The sequence below is a fragment of the Pseudomonas sp. LS.1a genome, from assembly GCF_022533585.1.
Lineage (GTDB): Bacteria > Pseudomonadota > Gammaproteobacteria > Pseudomonadales > Pseudomonadaceae > Aquipseudomonas.
Genome location: NZ_CP092827.1, coordinates 5,499,520 through 5,515,131 on the forward strand (window position 1 = coordinate 5,499,520; position 15,612 = coordinate 5,515,131).

Annotated in this window: 12 protein-coding genes; 5 read left to right on the forward strand and 7 right to left on the reverse strand. The window is 64.7% G+C overall.

The window, feature by feature from the left end:
- Nucleotides 1-122 precede the first annotated feature (122 nt).
- A complete protein-coding gene (locus MKK04_RS25325) occupies nt 123-1,499 on the forward strand; it encodes a glutamine synthetase family protein (RefSeq protein ID WP_063912151.1) in 1,377 nt (458 codons plus the stop codon).
- Nucleotides 1,500-1,650: 151 nt separating this feature from the next.
- Here MKK04_RS25325 and argA read toward each other — a convergent pair whose 3' ends face one another.
- Both argA and argE read right to left on the reverse strand, forming a co-directional pair.
- Nucleotides 1,651-2,949: an amino-acid N-acetyltransferase gene (gene argA / locus MKK04_RS25330; RefSeq protein WP_063912152.1), complete on the reverse strand. Its 1,299-nt coding sequence runs from the start codon at nt 2,947-2,949 to the stop codon at nt 1,651-1,653.
- A gap of 124 nt (nt 2,950-3,073) precedes the next feature.
- Nucleotides 3,074-4,216, reverse strand: coding sequence for an acetylornithine deacetylase (gene argE / locus MKK04_RS25335; protein ID WP_233694037.1), 1,143 nt, complete (start codon nt 4,214-4,216; stop codon nt 3,074-3,076).
- Between the two features lie 219 nt (nt 4,217-4,435).
- Between argE and MKK04_RS25340 the strand changes: the two genes are divergently transcribed.
- Nucleotides 4,436-5,803: a CYTH domain-containing protein gene (locus MKK04_RS25340; protein ID WP_207837464.1), complete on the forward strand. Its 1,368-nt coding sequence runs from the start codon at nt 4,436-4,438 to the stop codon at nt 5,801-5,803.
- A 101-nt stretch (nt 5,804-5,904) separates the two neighbouring features.
- Here MKK04_RS25340 and MKK04_RS25345 read toward each other — a convergent pair whose 3' ends face one another.
- The gene (locus MKK04_RS25345) at nt 5,905-6,375 is read right to left on the reverse strand and encodes an Lrp/AsnC family transcriptional regulator (protein ID WP_063912155.1); all 471 of its coding nucleotides are present in this window, start codon (nt 6,373-6,375) and stop codon (nt 5,905-5,907) included.
- 126 nt (nt 6,376-6,501) lie between these two features.
- Between MKK04_RS25345 and MKK04_RS25350 the strand changes: the two genes are divergently transcribed.
- From MKK04_RS25350 to MKK04_RS25360, 3 genes are all read left to right on the forward strand, one after another.
- Nucleotides 6,502-6,807 (forward strand): hypothetical protein, encoded by a 306-nt coding sequence (locus tag MKK04_RS25350; RefSeq protein WP_003259353.1) that lies wholly within the window; start codon nt 6,502-6,504, stop codon nt 6,805-6,807.
- A 214-nt stretch (nt 6,808-7,021) separates the two neighbouring features.
- Nucleotides 7,022-8,707 carry a GspE/PulE family protein gene (locus MKK04_RS25355; protein ID WP_241106082.1) on the forward strand — a complete coding sequence of 562 codons (1,686 nt, stop codon included), beginning with the start codon at nt 7,022-7,024 and terminating at the stop codon, nt 8,705-8,707.
- An 89-nt stretch (nt 8,708-8,796) separates the two neighbouring features.
- A complete protein-coding gene (locus MKK04_RS25360) occupies nt 8,797-9,111 on the forward strand; it encodes a DUF2388 domain-containing protein (RefSeq protein WP_063912157.1) in 315 nt (104 codons plus the stop codon).
- Between the two features lie 119 nt (nt 9,112-9,230).
- Here the strand turns inward: MKK04_RS25360 and gcvP are convergent, their stop codons facing one another.
- The 4 genes from gcvP to MKK04_RS25380 all read right to left on the reverse strand — a co-directional run bounded on the left by gcvP (nt 9,231) and on the right by MKK04_RS25380 (nt 15,576).
- Nucleotides 9,231-12,104, reverse strand: a complete 2,874-nt coding sequence (gcvP, locus tag MKK04_RS25365; RefSeq protein ID WP_233694036.1) for an aminomethyl-transferring glycine dehydrogenase — start codon at nt 12,102-12,104, stop codon at nt 9,231-9,233.
- Between the two features lie 194 nt (nt 12,105-12,298).
- Nucleotides 12,299-12,682 carry a glycine cleavage system protein GcvH gene (gene gcvH, locus MKK04_RS25370; RefSeq protein ID WP_207837456.1) on the reverse strand — a complete coding sequence of 128 codons (384 nt, stop codon included), beginning with the start codon at nt 12,680-12,682 and terminating at the stop codon, nt 12,299-12,301.
- Nucleotides 12,683-12,733: 51 nt separating this feature from the next.
- Nucleotides 12,734-13,816, reverse strand: a complete 1,083-nt coding sequence (gcvT, locus tag MKK04_RS25375) for a glycine cleavage system aminomethyltransferase GcvT (protein ID WP_207837452.1) — start codon at nt 13,814-13,816, stop codon at nt 12,734-12,736.
- A gap of 137 nt (nt 13,817-13,953) precedes the next feature.
- Complete coding sequence (locus MKK04_RS25380) at nt 13,954-15,576, reverse strand: ABC transporter permease (RefSeq protein WP_233694035.1); 1,623 nt, start codon at nt 15,574-15,576, stop codon at nt 13,954-13,956.
- Nucleotides 15,577-15,612: the final 36 nt, after the last annotated feature.

Genomic DNA, 15,612 nt, shown 5'->3' on the forward strand with positions numbered 1-15,612 from the left:
TCTGCCGTCGATGTGCCATTTCAGGGCATCATGGGGTTGGCTTGACATCAGTTTGTCTTTTCGATTGACTGGTCTTGCAAGCCCCCCTTGATTGATATTTTTGACAACAAAGGTGTTGCATCATGTCGGTACCCCCGCGTGCCGTTCAGCTTAACGAAGCGAACGCGTTCCTTAAGGAACATCCTGAGGTTCTCTACGTTGACCTTCTGATTGCAGATATGAATGGTGTGGTGCGTGGCAAGCGCATAGAGCGCACCAGCCTCCACAAGGTTTACGAGAAAGGCATCAACCTGCCTGCCTCCCTCTTCGCCCTGGATATCAACGGCTCCACCGTCGAAAGCACCGGGCTGGGCCTGGACATCGGCGATGCTGACCGCATCTGCTATCCAATCCCTGACACACTCTGTAACGAGCCGTGGCAAAAGCGCCCTACCGCCCAGTTGCTGATGACCATGCACGAACTCGAAGGCGAGCCGTTCTTCGCCGACCCGCGTGAAGTGCTGCGTCAGGTGGTGAGCAAGTTCACCGAGATGGGCCTGACCATCTGCGCCGCGTTCGAGCTGGAGTTCTACCTGATCGACCAGGAGAACGTGAACGGCCGTCCGCAGCCGCCGCGCTCGCCAATTTCGGGCAAGCGCCCGCAGTCGACCCAGGTGTACCTGATCGACGACCTCGACGAATATGCCGACTGCCTGCAGGACATCCTGGAAGGCGCGAAGGAGCAAGGCATCCCGGCCGACGCCATCGTCAAGGAAAGCGCCCCGGCGCAGTTCGAAGTCAACCTGCACCACGTGGCCGACCCGCTCAAGGCCTGCGACTACGCGGTACTGCTCAAGCGGTTGATCAAGAACATCGCCTACGACCATGAAATGGACACCACCTTCATGGCCAAGCCCTACCCGGGCCAGGCAGGCAACGGCCTGCATGTACACATTTCCGTGCTGGACAAAGATGGCAACAACATCTTCACCAGCGAGGATCCCGAGCAGAACGCCGCGCTACGTCACGCTGTCGGCGGTGTGCTCGAGACCCTGCCCGCATCCATGGCGTTCCTTTGCCCGAACGTCAACTCGTACCGCCGCTTCGGTGCGCAGTTCTATGTACCGAACGCGCCAAGCTGGGGCCTGGACAACCGCACCGTGGCCCTGCGCGTGCCGACCGGTTCGCCGGACGCCGTGCGCATCGAGCACCGCGTGGCTGGTGCCGACGCCAACCCGTACCTGATGATGGCTGCCGTACTGGCCGGCGTGCACCATGGCCTGACCAACAAGGTCGAGCCGGGTGAGCCGATCGAAGGCAACTCGTACGAGCAACTGGAGCAGAGCCTGCCGAACAACCTGCGCGATGCCCTGCGCGAGCTGGACGACAGCGAGATCCTGAACAAGTACATCGATCCGAAATACATCGACATCTTCGTCGCGTGCAAGGAGAGCGAGCTGGAGGAGTTCGAGCATTCGATCTCCGACCTCGAGTACAACTGGTACCTGCATACCGTGTAAACGAAAACGCCGCCCACAAGGGCGGCGTTTTTGTTCGAGATCGGTGTCGCCTGCTTCGCGGGTAAACCCGCTCCCACAGGGACCGCGCCGGCCTCAGGTCCGGTGAAGATCCTGTGGGAGCGGGTTCACCCGCGAAGAGGCCGGTACAGGCTTACAAGGGCTTCTCGAAAATCTTCGAATTGCGCTGGTAGTTGTACAGCGAAGCCCGCGCCGCCGGCAGCCGCTCGACCCCGCTCGGCGCAAACCCGCGCTCGCGGAACCAGTGCGCGGTACGCGTCGTCAGCACGAACAGGGTGTTCAAGCCCAACTGCCGCGCCCGGCTTTCGATGCGCTCCAGCAGCTCGTCGCCACGCCCGCCATGGCGGTACTCCGGGTTCACCGCCAGGCACGCCAGCTCGCCGGCGTCGGAATCGGCAATCGGGTACAACGCCGCACAGGCGATGATCATGCCCTCGCGCTCGACCACGCTGAACTGCTCGATCTCCCGCTCCAGCACCTCACGCGAACGGCGCACGAGGATGCCCTGCTCTTCCAGCGGGCTGATCAGCTCCAGCAAACCGCCCACGTCCTCGATGGTCGCCTCGCGCACCACTTCGAACTGCTCCTGCGACACCAGCGTGCCGCCACCGCCACGGGTGAACAGTTCGGTCAGCAAGGCGCCGTCCTCGGCATAGCTGACGATATGGCTGCGCGCCACGCCGCCTTTGCAAGCCTCGGCCGCGGCGTCCAGCAGCTCGCCCTGGTAATCGCTGCCCAGGCGCTGCAAATGCGGGGCAACCTGCTGTGGGCGCAGTTCGCGCACCAGCTTGCCGTCCTCGTCCAGCAGGCCCGGCTCGGCGCCGAACAGCAGCAGCTTGTCGGCCCCCAGTTCGATGGCGGCGCGGGTGGCCACGTCTTCGCAGGCCAGGTTGAAGATTTCCCCCGTGGGCGAGTAGCCCAGCGGCGACAACAGCACGATGGAGCGCTCGTCAAGCAGGCGGCTGATGCCCTTGCGGTCGACCCGGCGCACTTCGCCGGTGTGGTGGTAGTCCACGCCTTCGAGCACGCCGATCGGCCGCGCCGTTACCAGGTTGCCGGACGCCACGCGCAGGCGCGAGCCCTGCATCGGCGAAGCGGCGATGTCCATCGACAGGCGTGCCTCGATGGCCAGGCGCAAGGCGCCGACGGCATCGATCACGCAGTCCAGGGTGGCGGCATCAGTGATGCGCATGCCACGGTGGTAGTGCGGGGTCAGGCCGCGATCAGCCAGGCGGCTTTCGATCTGCGGACGCGAGCCATGCACCAGCACCAGACGCACGCCCAGGCTGTGCAGCAGCACCAGGTCGTGGACGATGTTGCCGAAATTAGGGTGTTCCACCCCATCGCCAGGGAGCATGACCACGAAGGTGCAGTCGCGATGGGCATTGATGTACGGGGAGGCATGACGCAGCCAGTTGACGTAGTCGGGCATGACAGGGCCTGTGGATAAGTGGACGGAGAACGGCGATACAGGGGGCGTTCAGGATCATCGTCGGAACAGGCTTGCGGTCACGCGCGGTCTCCTCTAGGCAGGAACGAATCAGTCCGGTTGACGTTTAGTTCAGGCAATAGTGCCGGATCAGGTCACGCAATAGACGCACGGTAGGCTCGATTCGTGACATTTCAAGGTATTCGCCGGGCTGGTGGGCACAGGCGATGTCGCCGGGGCCCAGCACGATGGTCTGGCAGCCCAGTTGCTGAAGATAAGGCGCTTCGGTGCCGAACGCCACCGCTTCGGCGCGGTGGCCGGTAAGGCGCTCCGCCACTTGCACCAGCTCGGCGTCGGCAGCCTGCTCGAATGGCGGCACCTCCGGGAACAACGGTGCATAGTCGATGCGCACCTCAAAGCGCTCTGCCACGGGCACCAGCTTGGCGCGGATGGCCGCGCGCAGTTGCTCCACGTCCATGCCTGGCAGCGGGCGCAGGTCGAATTCCAGGGCGCACTGGCCGCAGATACGGTTGGGGTTGTCGCCGCCATGGATGCAGCCGAAGTTCATGGTCGGGGTCGGCACGGTGAATTGCGGGTTGCGGTAGGTCTGCTGCCATTGCTGGCGCAAACCCATCAGCTCGCCCATCACTGCGTGCATGGCCTCCATGGCACTGCGGCCCAGGCTTGGGTCCGAGGAGTGGCCGCTGCGCCCGAGGATGTCGATGCGGTCCATGAGGATGCCCTTGTGCATGCGGATCGGCCGCAGCCCGGTGGGCTCGCCGATCACCGCGGCACGGCCGAGCGGCTGACCGGCCTCGGCCAGGGCACGGGCGCCGGACATGGAGCTTTCTTCGTCACAGGTGGCAAGGATCAGCAGCGGCTGCTTGAAATCGTGCTCCAGCAGTGGGATGACCGCCTCGATGACCAGGGCGAAGAAGCCCTTCATGTCGCAACTGCCCAGGCCGACCCAGCGGCCGTCGGTTTCGGTCAGTTTCAGCGGGTCGCTGGCCCACAGCTGTTCGTCATAAGGTACGGTGTCGCTGTGCCCCGCCAGCACCAGGCCACCCGGGCCAGTGCCACGGCTGGCCAGCAGGTTGAACTTGCCGGGGCTGACCTGGCGAATGTCGCAGTTGAAGCCAAGGTCACCCAGCCAACCGGCCAGCAGGTCGATGACCTGACGGTTTGACTGGTCCAGCGCAGGCTGGGTGCAACTGACCGAGGGCGCGGCGATCAGGGCGGCGAACTGGTCTTTCAGCGTCGGCAACGGCATGCGCGTACTCCTCGGAAGCGTTGCCCATCATAGCAATGCCGTCCAACCGTGTGGGCTTCTTCGCGGGTAAACCCGCTCCCACAGGGAAAGCGCCGCACCTGGGGGCAGCACAGTACCTGTAGGAGCGGGTTTACCCGCGAAGAAGCCACCACGATCCAACAGACGAGAGCCGACTCCTGTAGACTGCTGGGCAACCACGCCCCCTTCTTCGAGCCTGTGATGCACAAAGAAACCGAACTCAAGCTCCGCGCCAGCCGCGAGACCCTTGCCGCCCTGCGCGAGCACCCTCTGCTGAAAAAGCGCAACAAGTCCGGCTGGCAGACCCGCGAACTGCTCAACCAGTACTTCGACACCCCGGAGCGCGAGCTCTCCGCTGCCCGTGTCGCCCTGCGCCTGCGCCGCGATGGCGAGGCCATCATCCAGACCCTCAAGTGCCGCGGCACCAGCGTGGCCGGCCTGTCCGAGCGCAACGAGCACGAATGGCAGCTGGACAAGGTCAAGCTCGACCTGAAGAAGCTCGACGACAGCTGCTGGCCCGCGCAACTGGCCAACCTGGACAAAAAGACCATCAAGCCGCTGTTCACCACCGACTTCAGCCGTGAATACGCCGAAATCGCCTGGGGCCGTGGCAAGAGCAAGGTGGTGATCGAGGCTGCACTGGACCAGGGCTTCGTGATCGCCGGCAAGCGCAAGGAAGAAATCTGCGAGCTGGAACTGGAACTGCGCGAAGGTGAACCGCAGGCCCTGCTGGAACTGGCCGCCGAGCTGGCCGCCAGCCTGCCGCTGATGCCATGCGACATCAGCAAGGCCGAGCGTGGCTACCGCCTGCTGGAGCCGGACAGCTACGAGCTGGGCCTGCCGCACACCGAGCTGGAAGCCGAAATGGCCGTGGATGACGCCTACGCCGCACTGGCCTGGCAACTGCTGGGCAGCAGCCAGCGCCTGGCCGAGCAATACCGCCACAACGGCCACTGGCGCCTGCTGCAGGACTGGGTCGAGTGCCTGAGCGAACTGCGTGCGATTACCGCCAGCCTGGGCCAGGCCGCGCCGCGCGCCACCACCCGAGACCTGCGCAACAGCCTCGACGCCCTGCTCGAAGACTGGCGCCCGCTGGTGCAGGCCGGCAACGAAGACGAAGACATCCGCCGCGCCGCCCCAGAGCAGTTCGCCGAAGAGCTGGAAGACGTACGCTGGGGCCAGTTCTCGCTGGAAACCTCGCGCTGGCTGCTGGCCCGTGCCTGGACCGTGGAACGCAAAGGCCGTGGCGAGCGTCAGGGCAAGGCGCAGCTGGCCAGCTGGCTGGCGCACCTGCTGGGCGAGGAAGGCCGGGCATTGAAGCTGCCGCTGTACACCCAGCGTCCGGAAGACCTGGCCGAGCAGCTGCCGCGTATCGAACAGCTGCTGGCCTGGCTGCACCATGCCCGTCAGGTGCTGGAAGCGCCGCAGATGGACCGCCTGTATGGCGACCTGAAGAAGCTGCATGAGCTGGCCGAGCAGCCAATCAGCGATGAAGTGCTGGAAGCACGTATCGAACAGGCCCGGGCGGTGGATCAGAGCCGCGGCTGGAAGCACCTGCTCAAGGCTTGATACCGCGTCGTTTTCTTCGCGGGTAAACCCGCTCCCACAGGGCTCGCGCTGCTCTCTGGCTCACTGATAACCCTGTGGGAGCGGGTTTACCCGCGAATGCCTCAACGCGACAGTGGCAGGCTGGTGGTGGACTTGATCTCCGACAACGCCACGATCGAGTTCACCTCCTGAATCCCCGGCACGTTCGACAGTTTTTCGAAGAAGAACCGTTCATAAGCCTCGATATCCGGGGTGACGATGCGCAATAGAAAGTCCACCGACCCCATCAGCACATAGCACTCCAGCACCTCTGGAAACCCGCGGATCGCCTCGGTGAACTCGGTGAAGTTGGAACGCCCATGGGCGTTCAGTTTTACCTCGGCGAAAATCTGCGTGTTCAGGCCGACCTTCTTGCGATCCAGCAAGGTCACCTGCCCGCGAATCACCCCCTCCTCCTTCAACCGCTGGATACGCCGCCAGCACGGCGATTGCGACAGCCCCACGCGTTCGGCGATCTGCGCGCTGGACAGCGAAGCGTCCTCCTGCAGCAGTTCGAGGATACGGCGGTCGTAGGCGTCCAGCTCGCTTTGCATTGATAATTCTCCTTGGCAGCATCGCACGAATAGAACAATTCGCCAATACAGCGAAACGATCAAATCATAGCGAAAAAATACCGCCACCAACGTGCAAGAATTTCTCCCACACTTGCGGAGACCGACATGAACGCACAGCCTCGTACCGACGCCTGGGCCGCCAGCAGCGCCCACAGCACCGTGCACTATCGCCTGCAGGCCGAGGCCGAGCCTGACAGCCTGTGCCGGGTGCTCAACCTGTTTGCCCTGCAGTTCCTGACCCCACACAGCGTGCAGGTCAGCCAGCAGGATGACTGGCTGGATATCGAAGTTGGCATCGGTGGCCTTAGCTGGCACCGGGCCGAAGTGATTGCGCAGAAACTGCGTAACCTGGTGTGTGTGGGCGAGGTGAGCCTGAGCAACCTGCAGCGGGTGGAGCTGGCGGTGGTCTGAATCATGCTCGGTGCTTTTCCCGGCCTCTTCGCGGGTAAACCCGCTCCCACAGGTACTGCACAACATTCAGGTTTGTGCGGTCCTGTGGGAGCGGGTTTACCCGCGAAATGGCCGGGACAAGCAAAGCAAAATCCCGAAACCTTTCACCTTCGGTAACCCTCCCTCGCCCGGCTACCCTTGATCAGCACTCCCCTATCAGGCACGGACGCCAACCATGCACACCCCCGACAACCCGGCACTCGACCTCAAACGCGTGCTCCAGGCCCTGCTCATGGACGAGCACCTGCACGCCAACGACACCCTGCAGGTACTCGAACACGCCGCCACCCACCCAACCACCCACCCGCTGGAGCAGATCGCCGCCTGCGCCCTGGAAGACCGCAGACAACCTGGTCAGCCCCTGGACCTGGACCGCCTCTGCCAATGGCTGGCCAACAAGGTCGGCCAGCCCTACCTGCGCATCGACCCGCTGCAACTGGACCTGCCCCAGGTCACCGGCCTGATGGCCCCGGCCTTCGCCCAGCGCCATGGCATCCTCATCGTCGCCGCCGACACCTCCAGCGTCACCGTCGCCAGCGCCCAGCCCTACCAGGATGACTGGCAGGCCGATCTCTCCCGCAGCCTGGGCCGGCCGATCCATCGCGTGCTGGCCAGCCCGCTGCAGATCCGCCAGGCAGGGCAGTCGTTCCACCGCCTGGCCCAATCGGTAAAGAGCGCGCAATCCCAGCAGTCAGCCAGCCTGGGCGAACTCCAACAGCTGCTGGAGCTGGGCAAGCGCCAGGCCGAGGCCAGCGCGGACGACGCGCACATCGTGCATATCGTCGACTGGCTGCTGCAGTACGCCATCGAGCAGCGCGCCAGTGATATCCACCTGGAGCCACGCCGCGAGCAAGGCCAGCTGCGCTACCGCATCGACGGCCTGCTGCACAGCATCTATGCCTTTCCCGTCGGGGTAACCCTGGCGCTGGTCAGCCGCCTGAAGCACCTGGGGCGCATGGATGTCGCAGAAAAACGCCGGCCGCAGGATGGCCGGCTGCAAAGCCGCCTGCCTGGCGGCGGTGAGGTAGAACTACGGCTGTCGACCCTGCCGACCCCGTACGGCGAAAAACTGGTGCTGCGCCTGTTCGACCCTCATCAGTTGCAGGAAGGCTTCGAACGGCTCGGCCTGGAAGGGCCACAACTGGACCAGTGGCAAGGCCTGCTGCGCCAGCGCCAGGGCATCATCCTGGTCACCGGCCCCACCGGTTCCGGCAAGACCAGCACGCTGTACGCCAGCCTCAAGCTGCTGGCCACGCCGCAAGTCAACCTGTGCACCATCGAAGACCCGATCGAGCGCCTGGAACCCGCCTTCAACCAGTTGCAGGTGCAGCCCGCCCTCGACCTGGGTTTTGCCAACGGGGTGCGGGCCATGCTGCGCCAGGACCCGGACATCATCATGATTGGCGAAATCCGCGACCGCGAAACTGCCCTGGTGGCGGTGCAGGCGGCCCTGACCGGGCACCTGGTGCTGTCGACCCTGCATACCAACGACGCCTGTGGTGCAATCACCCGCCTTCAGGAACTGGGTGTGGCCGACTACCTGATAAAGGCGACGCTGGTCGGGGTCATGGCCCAGCGGTTGGTGCGCACACTGTGCGCGGATTGCCGGGGTGAGGCAGCGGTGCCCGGTGGCCAGCCGTGCCGCACCTGTCGCGGCACCGGGTTCCACGGCCGCACGGGGTTGTTCGAGCTGCTGGTGCCCAGCGACAGCCTGCGCGCCCAGATAGGCCCGGGCAGCGACCTGGCCAGTTTGCGGCGTCAGGCCGTAGCTGATGGATTGCTTGATCTGCGCCGCTGCGGCGAGGCCAAAGTGGCCAGCGGGCAGACCTGTGCAGAGGAAGTGCTACGGGCTTGTTCCTGAGCAAAAATCCTTTGTATTCAAGGAACTTGCAGCCCTGTAGCAGGATCAAACCGCGCATCTTCAACCCTCACCCTTCGAGGTGTTTCAACATGCGTGTCAAAACCGCCATCGCTGCTGCTGCCTTGCTTTCGCTACCTATCGGCTCGGCCATGGCCGATACCTTCTGGCGTAACGTGATGACTACCGGTGCTACCACGGCATCGAGCTATCTGACCTCCGGGGATCACAAGCTGGTGATGGCGGCGCAGGATGACGCCGGCAGCTTCGTGGCCAGCGAAGGCGCAATCCGCGGGCCGTTCCTTGAAGCGGCGATTCGCCAGGCCCGCGCGGAGAACCCGGGGATGCAGGCTTCCGACATGGAACTGGCCAATGCCATCCTGGCCAAGAATGCGGTAGCCGAGTAACCGCGTCGCCTGCTTCGCGGGTGAACCCGCTCCCACAGGTATTGCGCAGTACTCAAAACTTGTACAAACCTTGTGGGAGCGGGTTTACCCGCGAAGAGGCCGGCAAAGGCAAATTACAATTAGCGATAAGCCTCCACCGGCACACAAGCACAGAAGAGATTCCTGTCCCCATACACGTTGTCGACCCGGTTCACCGCTGGCCAGTACTTGTGCTGGCGCACGTGAGCACTGGGCGCCACCGCCTGCTCCAGGCTGTAGGGCCTGTCCCACACCGCCAGCACATCGGCCAGGGTATGCGGCGCATGCTTGAGCGGATTGTTCTCCGCCGGCCAGTTGCCCTCCTGCACTTCGCCAATTTCCGCCCGAATCGCCAGCATTGCCTCGACGAAACGGTCCAGCTCGGCTTTCGATTCACTCTCGGTCGGCTCGACCATCAGCGTGCCCGGTACCGGGAACGACATGGTCGGCGCGTGGAAGCCATAGTCCATCAGGCGCTTGGCCACGTCCTCTTCGCTGATGCCGGTCAGCGCCTTCAGCGGCCGCAGGTCGAGGATGCACTCATGCGCCACCCGCTGGTTGCGCCCGCGGTACAGCACCGGGAAGGCCCCCCCCAGCTGGCTGGCCAGGTAGTTGGCCGAGAGGATCGCCACCTCGCTGGCATCGGCCAGCTGCGGGCCCATCATGGCAATGTACATCCAGCTGATCGGCAGGATGCTCGCACTGCCCCAGGGCGCGGCGCTGACCGCGCTGTTGTTCGGGTCCAGGCCGGGCACCGGCACCACCGGGTGGCTGGCGACGAACGGCTTGAGGTGCGCGCCGATACCGATCGGGCCCATGCCCGGGCCACCACCGCCGTGGGGGATGCAGAAGGTCTTGTGCAGGTTCATGTGCGAAACGTCGGCGCCGATATCCGCCGGCCGTGCCAGCCCCACCTGGGCATTGAGGTTGGCGCCGTCCATGTACACCTGGCCACCGTGCTGGTGGACCACTTCGCAGATTTCGCGAATACCCTCTTCATACACGCCATGGGTCGACGGGTAAGTGATCATCAGGCACGACAAACGGTCCCCGGCCGCGTGAGCCTTGGCCTTGAGGTCTGCCAGGTCAACGTTGCCATCATCGTCGCAATCGACAATCACCACCTCCATGCCGGCCATTTGCGCCGACGCCGGGTTGGTGCCGTGGGCCGACGACGGGATCAGGCACAGGGTACGTTGCGGCTGGTGGCGGCTGCGGTGGTAGCGGGTAATGGCCATCAGGCCGGCGTACTCACCCTGGGCACCAGAGTTGGGCTGCATGCAGATGGCATCGAAGCCGGTAATGGCGCACAGCCAGCTTTCCAGTTCGTCGATCATCGCCTTGTAGCCGGTGGCCTGGGCCGCCGGAGCAAACGGGTGCAGCTGGGCAAAGCCAGGCCAGGTGATAGGGATCATCTCGCTGGTGGCGTTGAGCTTCATGGTGCAGGAGCCCAGCGGGATCATCGACTGGTTCAGCGCCAGGTCCTTGTTCTCCAGCTGCTTGAGGTAGCGCAGCATCTCGGTTTCGCTGTGGTGCAGGTTGAACACCGGGTGGGCCAGGAACGGCGTGCGCCGCACCAGGCTGGCAGGGATGCCTTCGGGCAGGGCCAACTGGTCGAGTGCAGCGATATCCAGGCCGTGGTCCACCCCCAGGAAGATGTCGAACAGGCGCAGCACCGTCTGCTCCGAGCAGGTCTCGTCCAGGCTCACGCCCAGGTGCCCGCGGCCGAGGATGCGCAGGTTGATCTGCGCGGCTTCGGCACTTTCGATGATGGCCGCCTGGGTGCCGCCGACGTCCAGGGTGAGGGTGTCGAAGAAATGCTGGTTGAGGCGCTTGATGCCCTTGGCTTCGAGGCCGGCGGCCAGGATGAAGGTCAGCCGGTGCACACGCTGGGCAATGCGCTGCAGGCCTTCCGGGCCGTGGTACACCGCGTAGAAGCCGGCAATGTTGGCCAGCAGCACCTGAGCCGTGCAGATGTTGGAGTTGGCCTTCTCGCGGCGAATATGCTGCTCGCGGGTCTGCAGGGCCATGCGCAGCGCGGTGTTGCCACGGGCATCGCGCGACACGCCGATGATGCGCCCCGGCATGGCCCGCTTGTAGTCATCGCGGCAGGCGAAATAGGCCGCGTGGGGGCCGCCATAGCCCATCGGCACGCCAAAGCGCTGGGTCGAGCCCAGCACCACATCGGCGCCCAGCTCCCCGGGCGGTGCCAGCACCACCAGGCTGAGCAGGTCGGCGGCGACGCAGGCCAGGGCATGCTGGCTGTGCAAATGGTCGATCAGCGGGCGCAGGTCGCGTACCTCGCCGTGGGTGTCCGGGTACTGCAGCAAGGCACCGAAAACTGCGTGTTTGCCAAGGTTATCCACAGAGTCGACGATCAGCTCGAAGCCAAAGCCCTCGGCGCGGGTCTTGAGTACTGACAGGGTCTGCGGGTGACAGTGTTCGTCGGCGAAAAAAGCGTTGCTCTTGTTGCGCGCCACCCGCTTGGCCAAGGCCATGGCCTCGGCGGCGGCGGTGGCTTCGTCGAGTAGCGAGGCATTGGCCAGGGCCAGCCCGGTGAGGTCGATGACCATCTGCTGGAAGTTCAGCAGCGCCTCCAGCCGGCCTTGGGCAATTTCGGGCTGATAGGGGGTATAGGCGGTGTACCAGCCGGGGTTTTCCAGCACGTTGCGCAGAATGACCGTGGGGGTGATGGTGCCGTGGTAGCCCATGCCGATCAGGCTGGTCCAGACCTGGTTCTGCCCGGCGTAACCGGCGAGCTTGGCCAGGGCGGCCTGTTCGTCCAGCGCCGGCGGCAGGTCGAGGGGGCGATTGAGGCGGATGTCTGGCGGTACGGTCTGCTCGATCAGCTCACTGCGGCTGGCGACCCCCAGCGCGTTGAGCATGGCCTGCTGCTCCGCGGCATCGGGGCCCAGATGGCGACGCAGGAAAGGGTTGAGCTCTTGCAGTTGATGCAGGGATGGCGACTGGGACATGACGACGCTCTCTTCCTGGAACAGCTCTCATGGAGACTTACAAGTCTAGGAAGGGATTGCCGATTTTGCGGGGAAAGTTGCTTGCAGGCCCGGCCTCTTCGCGGCTAAAGCCGCTCCCACAGGGACCGCACAGGTATCAGATGCTATGCAGTACCTGTGGGAGCGGCTTTAGCCGCGAAGAAGGCGACGCGGTCTTACTCGCCGATCAAAGCCTTGTAGCCAGCAGCATCCAGCAGCTTGTCCAGCTCGGCCGGGTTGCTTGGCTTGAGCTTGAAGATCCACGACTCGTAAGGTTCTTCGTTGAGCAGTTCAGGGCTGTCGGCCAGCTCTTCGTTGACCGCGATCACTTCGCCGGCGACCGGGGCATAGATGTCCGAAGCGGCTTTGACCGACTCGACCACACCGGCAGCATCGCCAGCGCCAAACACCTTGCCGACTTCGGCCAGCTCGACGAACACCACGTCACCCAGGGCTTCCTGAGCGTGGTCGCTGATACCCACGGTCACGGTGCCATCGGCTTCCAGGCGAGCCCACTCGTGGCTTTCGGCAAAACGCAGGTCGGCGGGGATATTGCTCATGTCTTGAATTCCTCGATTGGCTCAGCGGTACGCCCGCCGGTTAAAAATTGTTCAGATCAGGATCTTGCCGTGGCGCACGAAGGTCGGTTTGACCACCCGCACCGGGTACCACTTGCCGCGGATTTCCACCTCGGCCCGGTCGCCGGTGGCCATGGGCACGCGGGCAAGGGCAATGGACTTGCTCAGCGTAGGCGAGAAACTACCACTGGTGATCTCTCCTTCGCCAATCCCGGCCACACGCACCACCTGATGGGCACGCAGCACGCCGCGCTCCTCCAGCACCAGGCCGACCAGTTTTTCCTGCACGCCCTGTTCGATTTCCGCCAGCAGACCGGCGCGACCGATGAAGTCACGCTCGGCCGGCTCCCAGGCGATGCTCCAGCCCAGGTTGGAGGTGAGCGGGGTGTGGGTTTCGTCGATGTCCTGGCCGTACAGGTTCATGCCAGCTTCCAGGCGCAAGGTGTCGCGGGCGCCCAGGCCGCTGGGGGCGATGCCTGCGCCGACCAGGTCGTTGAAGAAGGCCACGGCCTGCTCGCCCGGGAGCATGATTTCCAGGCCATCTTCACCGGTATAGCCGGTGCGGGCAATGAACCAGTCACCTTCGGCAACACCTTCGAACGGGCGCAGTTCGCGGATCAGCGCCGCGCGCGCGGGGCTGAGCAGGGCCGCGACCTTTTCGCGGGCATGCGGGCCCTGGATGGCAAGAATGGCCAGGTCGGAGCGGACCTGGAAGTCCACGGCAAAGCCCTCGCGCTGCAGTTGCAGCCAGTCGAGCACTTTGGTCCGGGTGGCAGCGTTGGTGACCAGGCGGTAGCCGAGTTCCGTGCGGTAGACGATCAGGTCGTCGATCACCCTGCCCTGTGCCTGCAACAGCAGGCTGTACAGCGCCTTGCCGGTGTCGTCGAGGCGGGCCACGTCGTTGGCCAGCAGACGCTGCAACCAGACAGTGGCGTCGCAGCCATCGACATCGATCACGGTCATGTGGGAAACATCGAACACCCCACAATCGCTGCGCACCTGATGGTGCTCCTCGACCTGCGAGCCATAGTGCAGGGGCATGTCCCAGCCACCGAAATCGACCGTTTTGGCGCCAAGCGCCAGGTGCAGGTCATACAAAAGCGTGCGCTGTCCCATGGGTTTCTCCTTCCGGGCGTGGCGAAGCGGCGGCGGTCGATGACATTGGGTCGTCAGCTTTTCTTATCAGCTTTTGTTGCAGACACCCGCCGCGCGAGTGCCGCGCATTGTAGCCGCAAGGGCGCCAGCTGGCACCCTCAGTGACTGTGACCGGGTCGACGTGCCGAACGGCGGATCAGGCCGATGACCGGCAGCAAGCCCACCAGCACCAGGGTCAGGGCCGGCAGCGATGCACGCGCCCACTCACCCTCGCTGGTCATCTCGAATACCCGTACCGCCAGGGTGTCCCAGCCGAACGGGCGCATCAGCAAGGTGGCCGGCATTTCCTTGAGCACGTCGACGAACACCAGCAAGGCGGCGCTGAGGGCGCCAGGCACCAGCAGCGGCAGATACACCTTGAAAAACAATCCCGCGCCACCGACGCCCAGGCTACGGGATGCCTCGGGCAATGACGGGCGGATACGCTCCAGGCTGCTCTCCAGCGGCCCGTAGGCCACTGCGATGAAACGCACCAGGTAGGCCAGCAGCAAGGCGGCCAGGCTGCCCAGCAGCAGCGGTTTGCCGGCACCACCCAGCCAGCTGGACAGCGGGATGACCAGATGATTGTCGAGGTAACTGAAGGCCAGCATGATCGACACCGCCAGCACCGAGCCGGGCAAGGCATAGCCCAGGTTGGCCAGGCCGACCCCGGCGCGGATCCCGCCCGTCGGCGCCTGGCGCCGGGCAAAGGCCAGCAGCAACGCCACGCACACCGTGACCAGCGCCGCCATGCCGCCCAGGTACAGGGTGTGCAGCACCAGGCCGACATAGCGCTCGTCCAGGTCATGCCGGCCGCGCTGCCAGAACCACGCCAGCAGTTGCAGCAACGGGATGACAAAGGCACAGGCAAACACCAGCAGGCACCAGCCACTGGCCAGCAATGCCTTTACCCCGCGCAGGTGATACAGCGCCTGCCCGCGCGGCCGCTCGTTGCCGCTGCGGCTGGCCCCCCTGGCGCGGCGCTCGCCATACAGCACCAGCATCACCGCCAGCAGCAACAGGCTGGCCAGCTGGGCCGCGCTGGACAGGCTGAAGAAGCCGTACCAGGTCTTGTAGATGGCCGTGGTGAAGGTGTCGAAGTTGAACACCGCCACCGCGCCGAAGTCGGCCAGGGTTTCCATCAGGGCCAGGGCAATACCGGCACCGACCGCAGGCCGAGCCATGGGCAGGGCCACGCGCCAGAACGCTTGCAGCGGGGACAGCCCCAGCACCCGCGCCGCTTCCATCAGGCCCTTGCCCTGGGCCAGGAATGCGGTGCGCGCCAGCAGGTAGACATACGGGTAGAACACCAGCACCAGGACGACGATCACCCCGCCGGTGGAGCGCACCCGCGGCAGGCGCATCGGCCCGAACACCTCGCGCAGGGCACTTTGTACCGGGCCGGCAAAATCGAGCAGGCCGACGAAGACGAACGCCAGCACGTACGCTGGGATGGCGAACGGCAGCATCAGCGCCCAGTCCAGCCAGCGCCGGCCGGGGAACTCGCAGAGGCTGGTGAGCCAGGCCAGGCTGACGCCCAGCACGGTGACGCCAATGCCCACGCCTGCTACCAGGGTCAGGGTATTGCCCAGCAGGCGGCTCATCTGGGTGTCGAGCAGGTGCGACCAGATCTGCAGGTCGATCGATTGCCAGGACAGCAGCAGTACGCTCAGGGGCAGGAGCACCAGGGCGGCGATCAGGGCGACCGGGAGGTACCAGCGGCGTTGGGGGGTGTGGGGCAAGGCTTGATTCTCGATTGCGATGGCGACCGCTGCGCG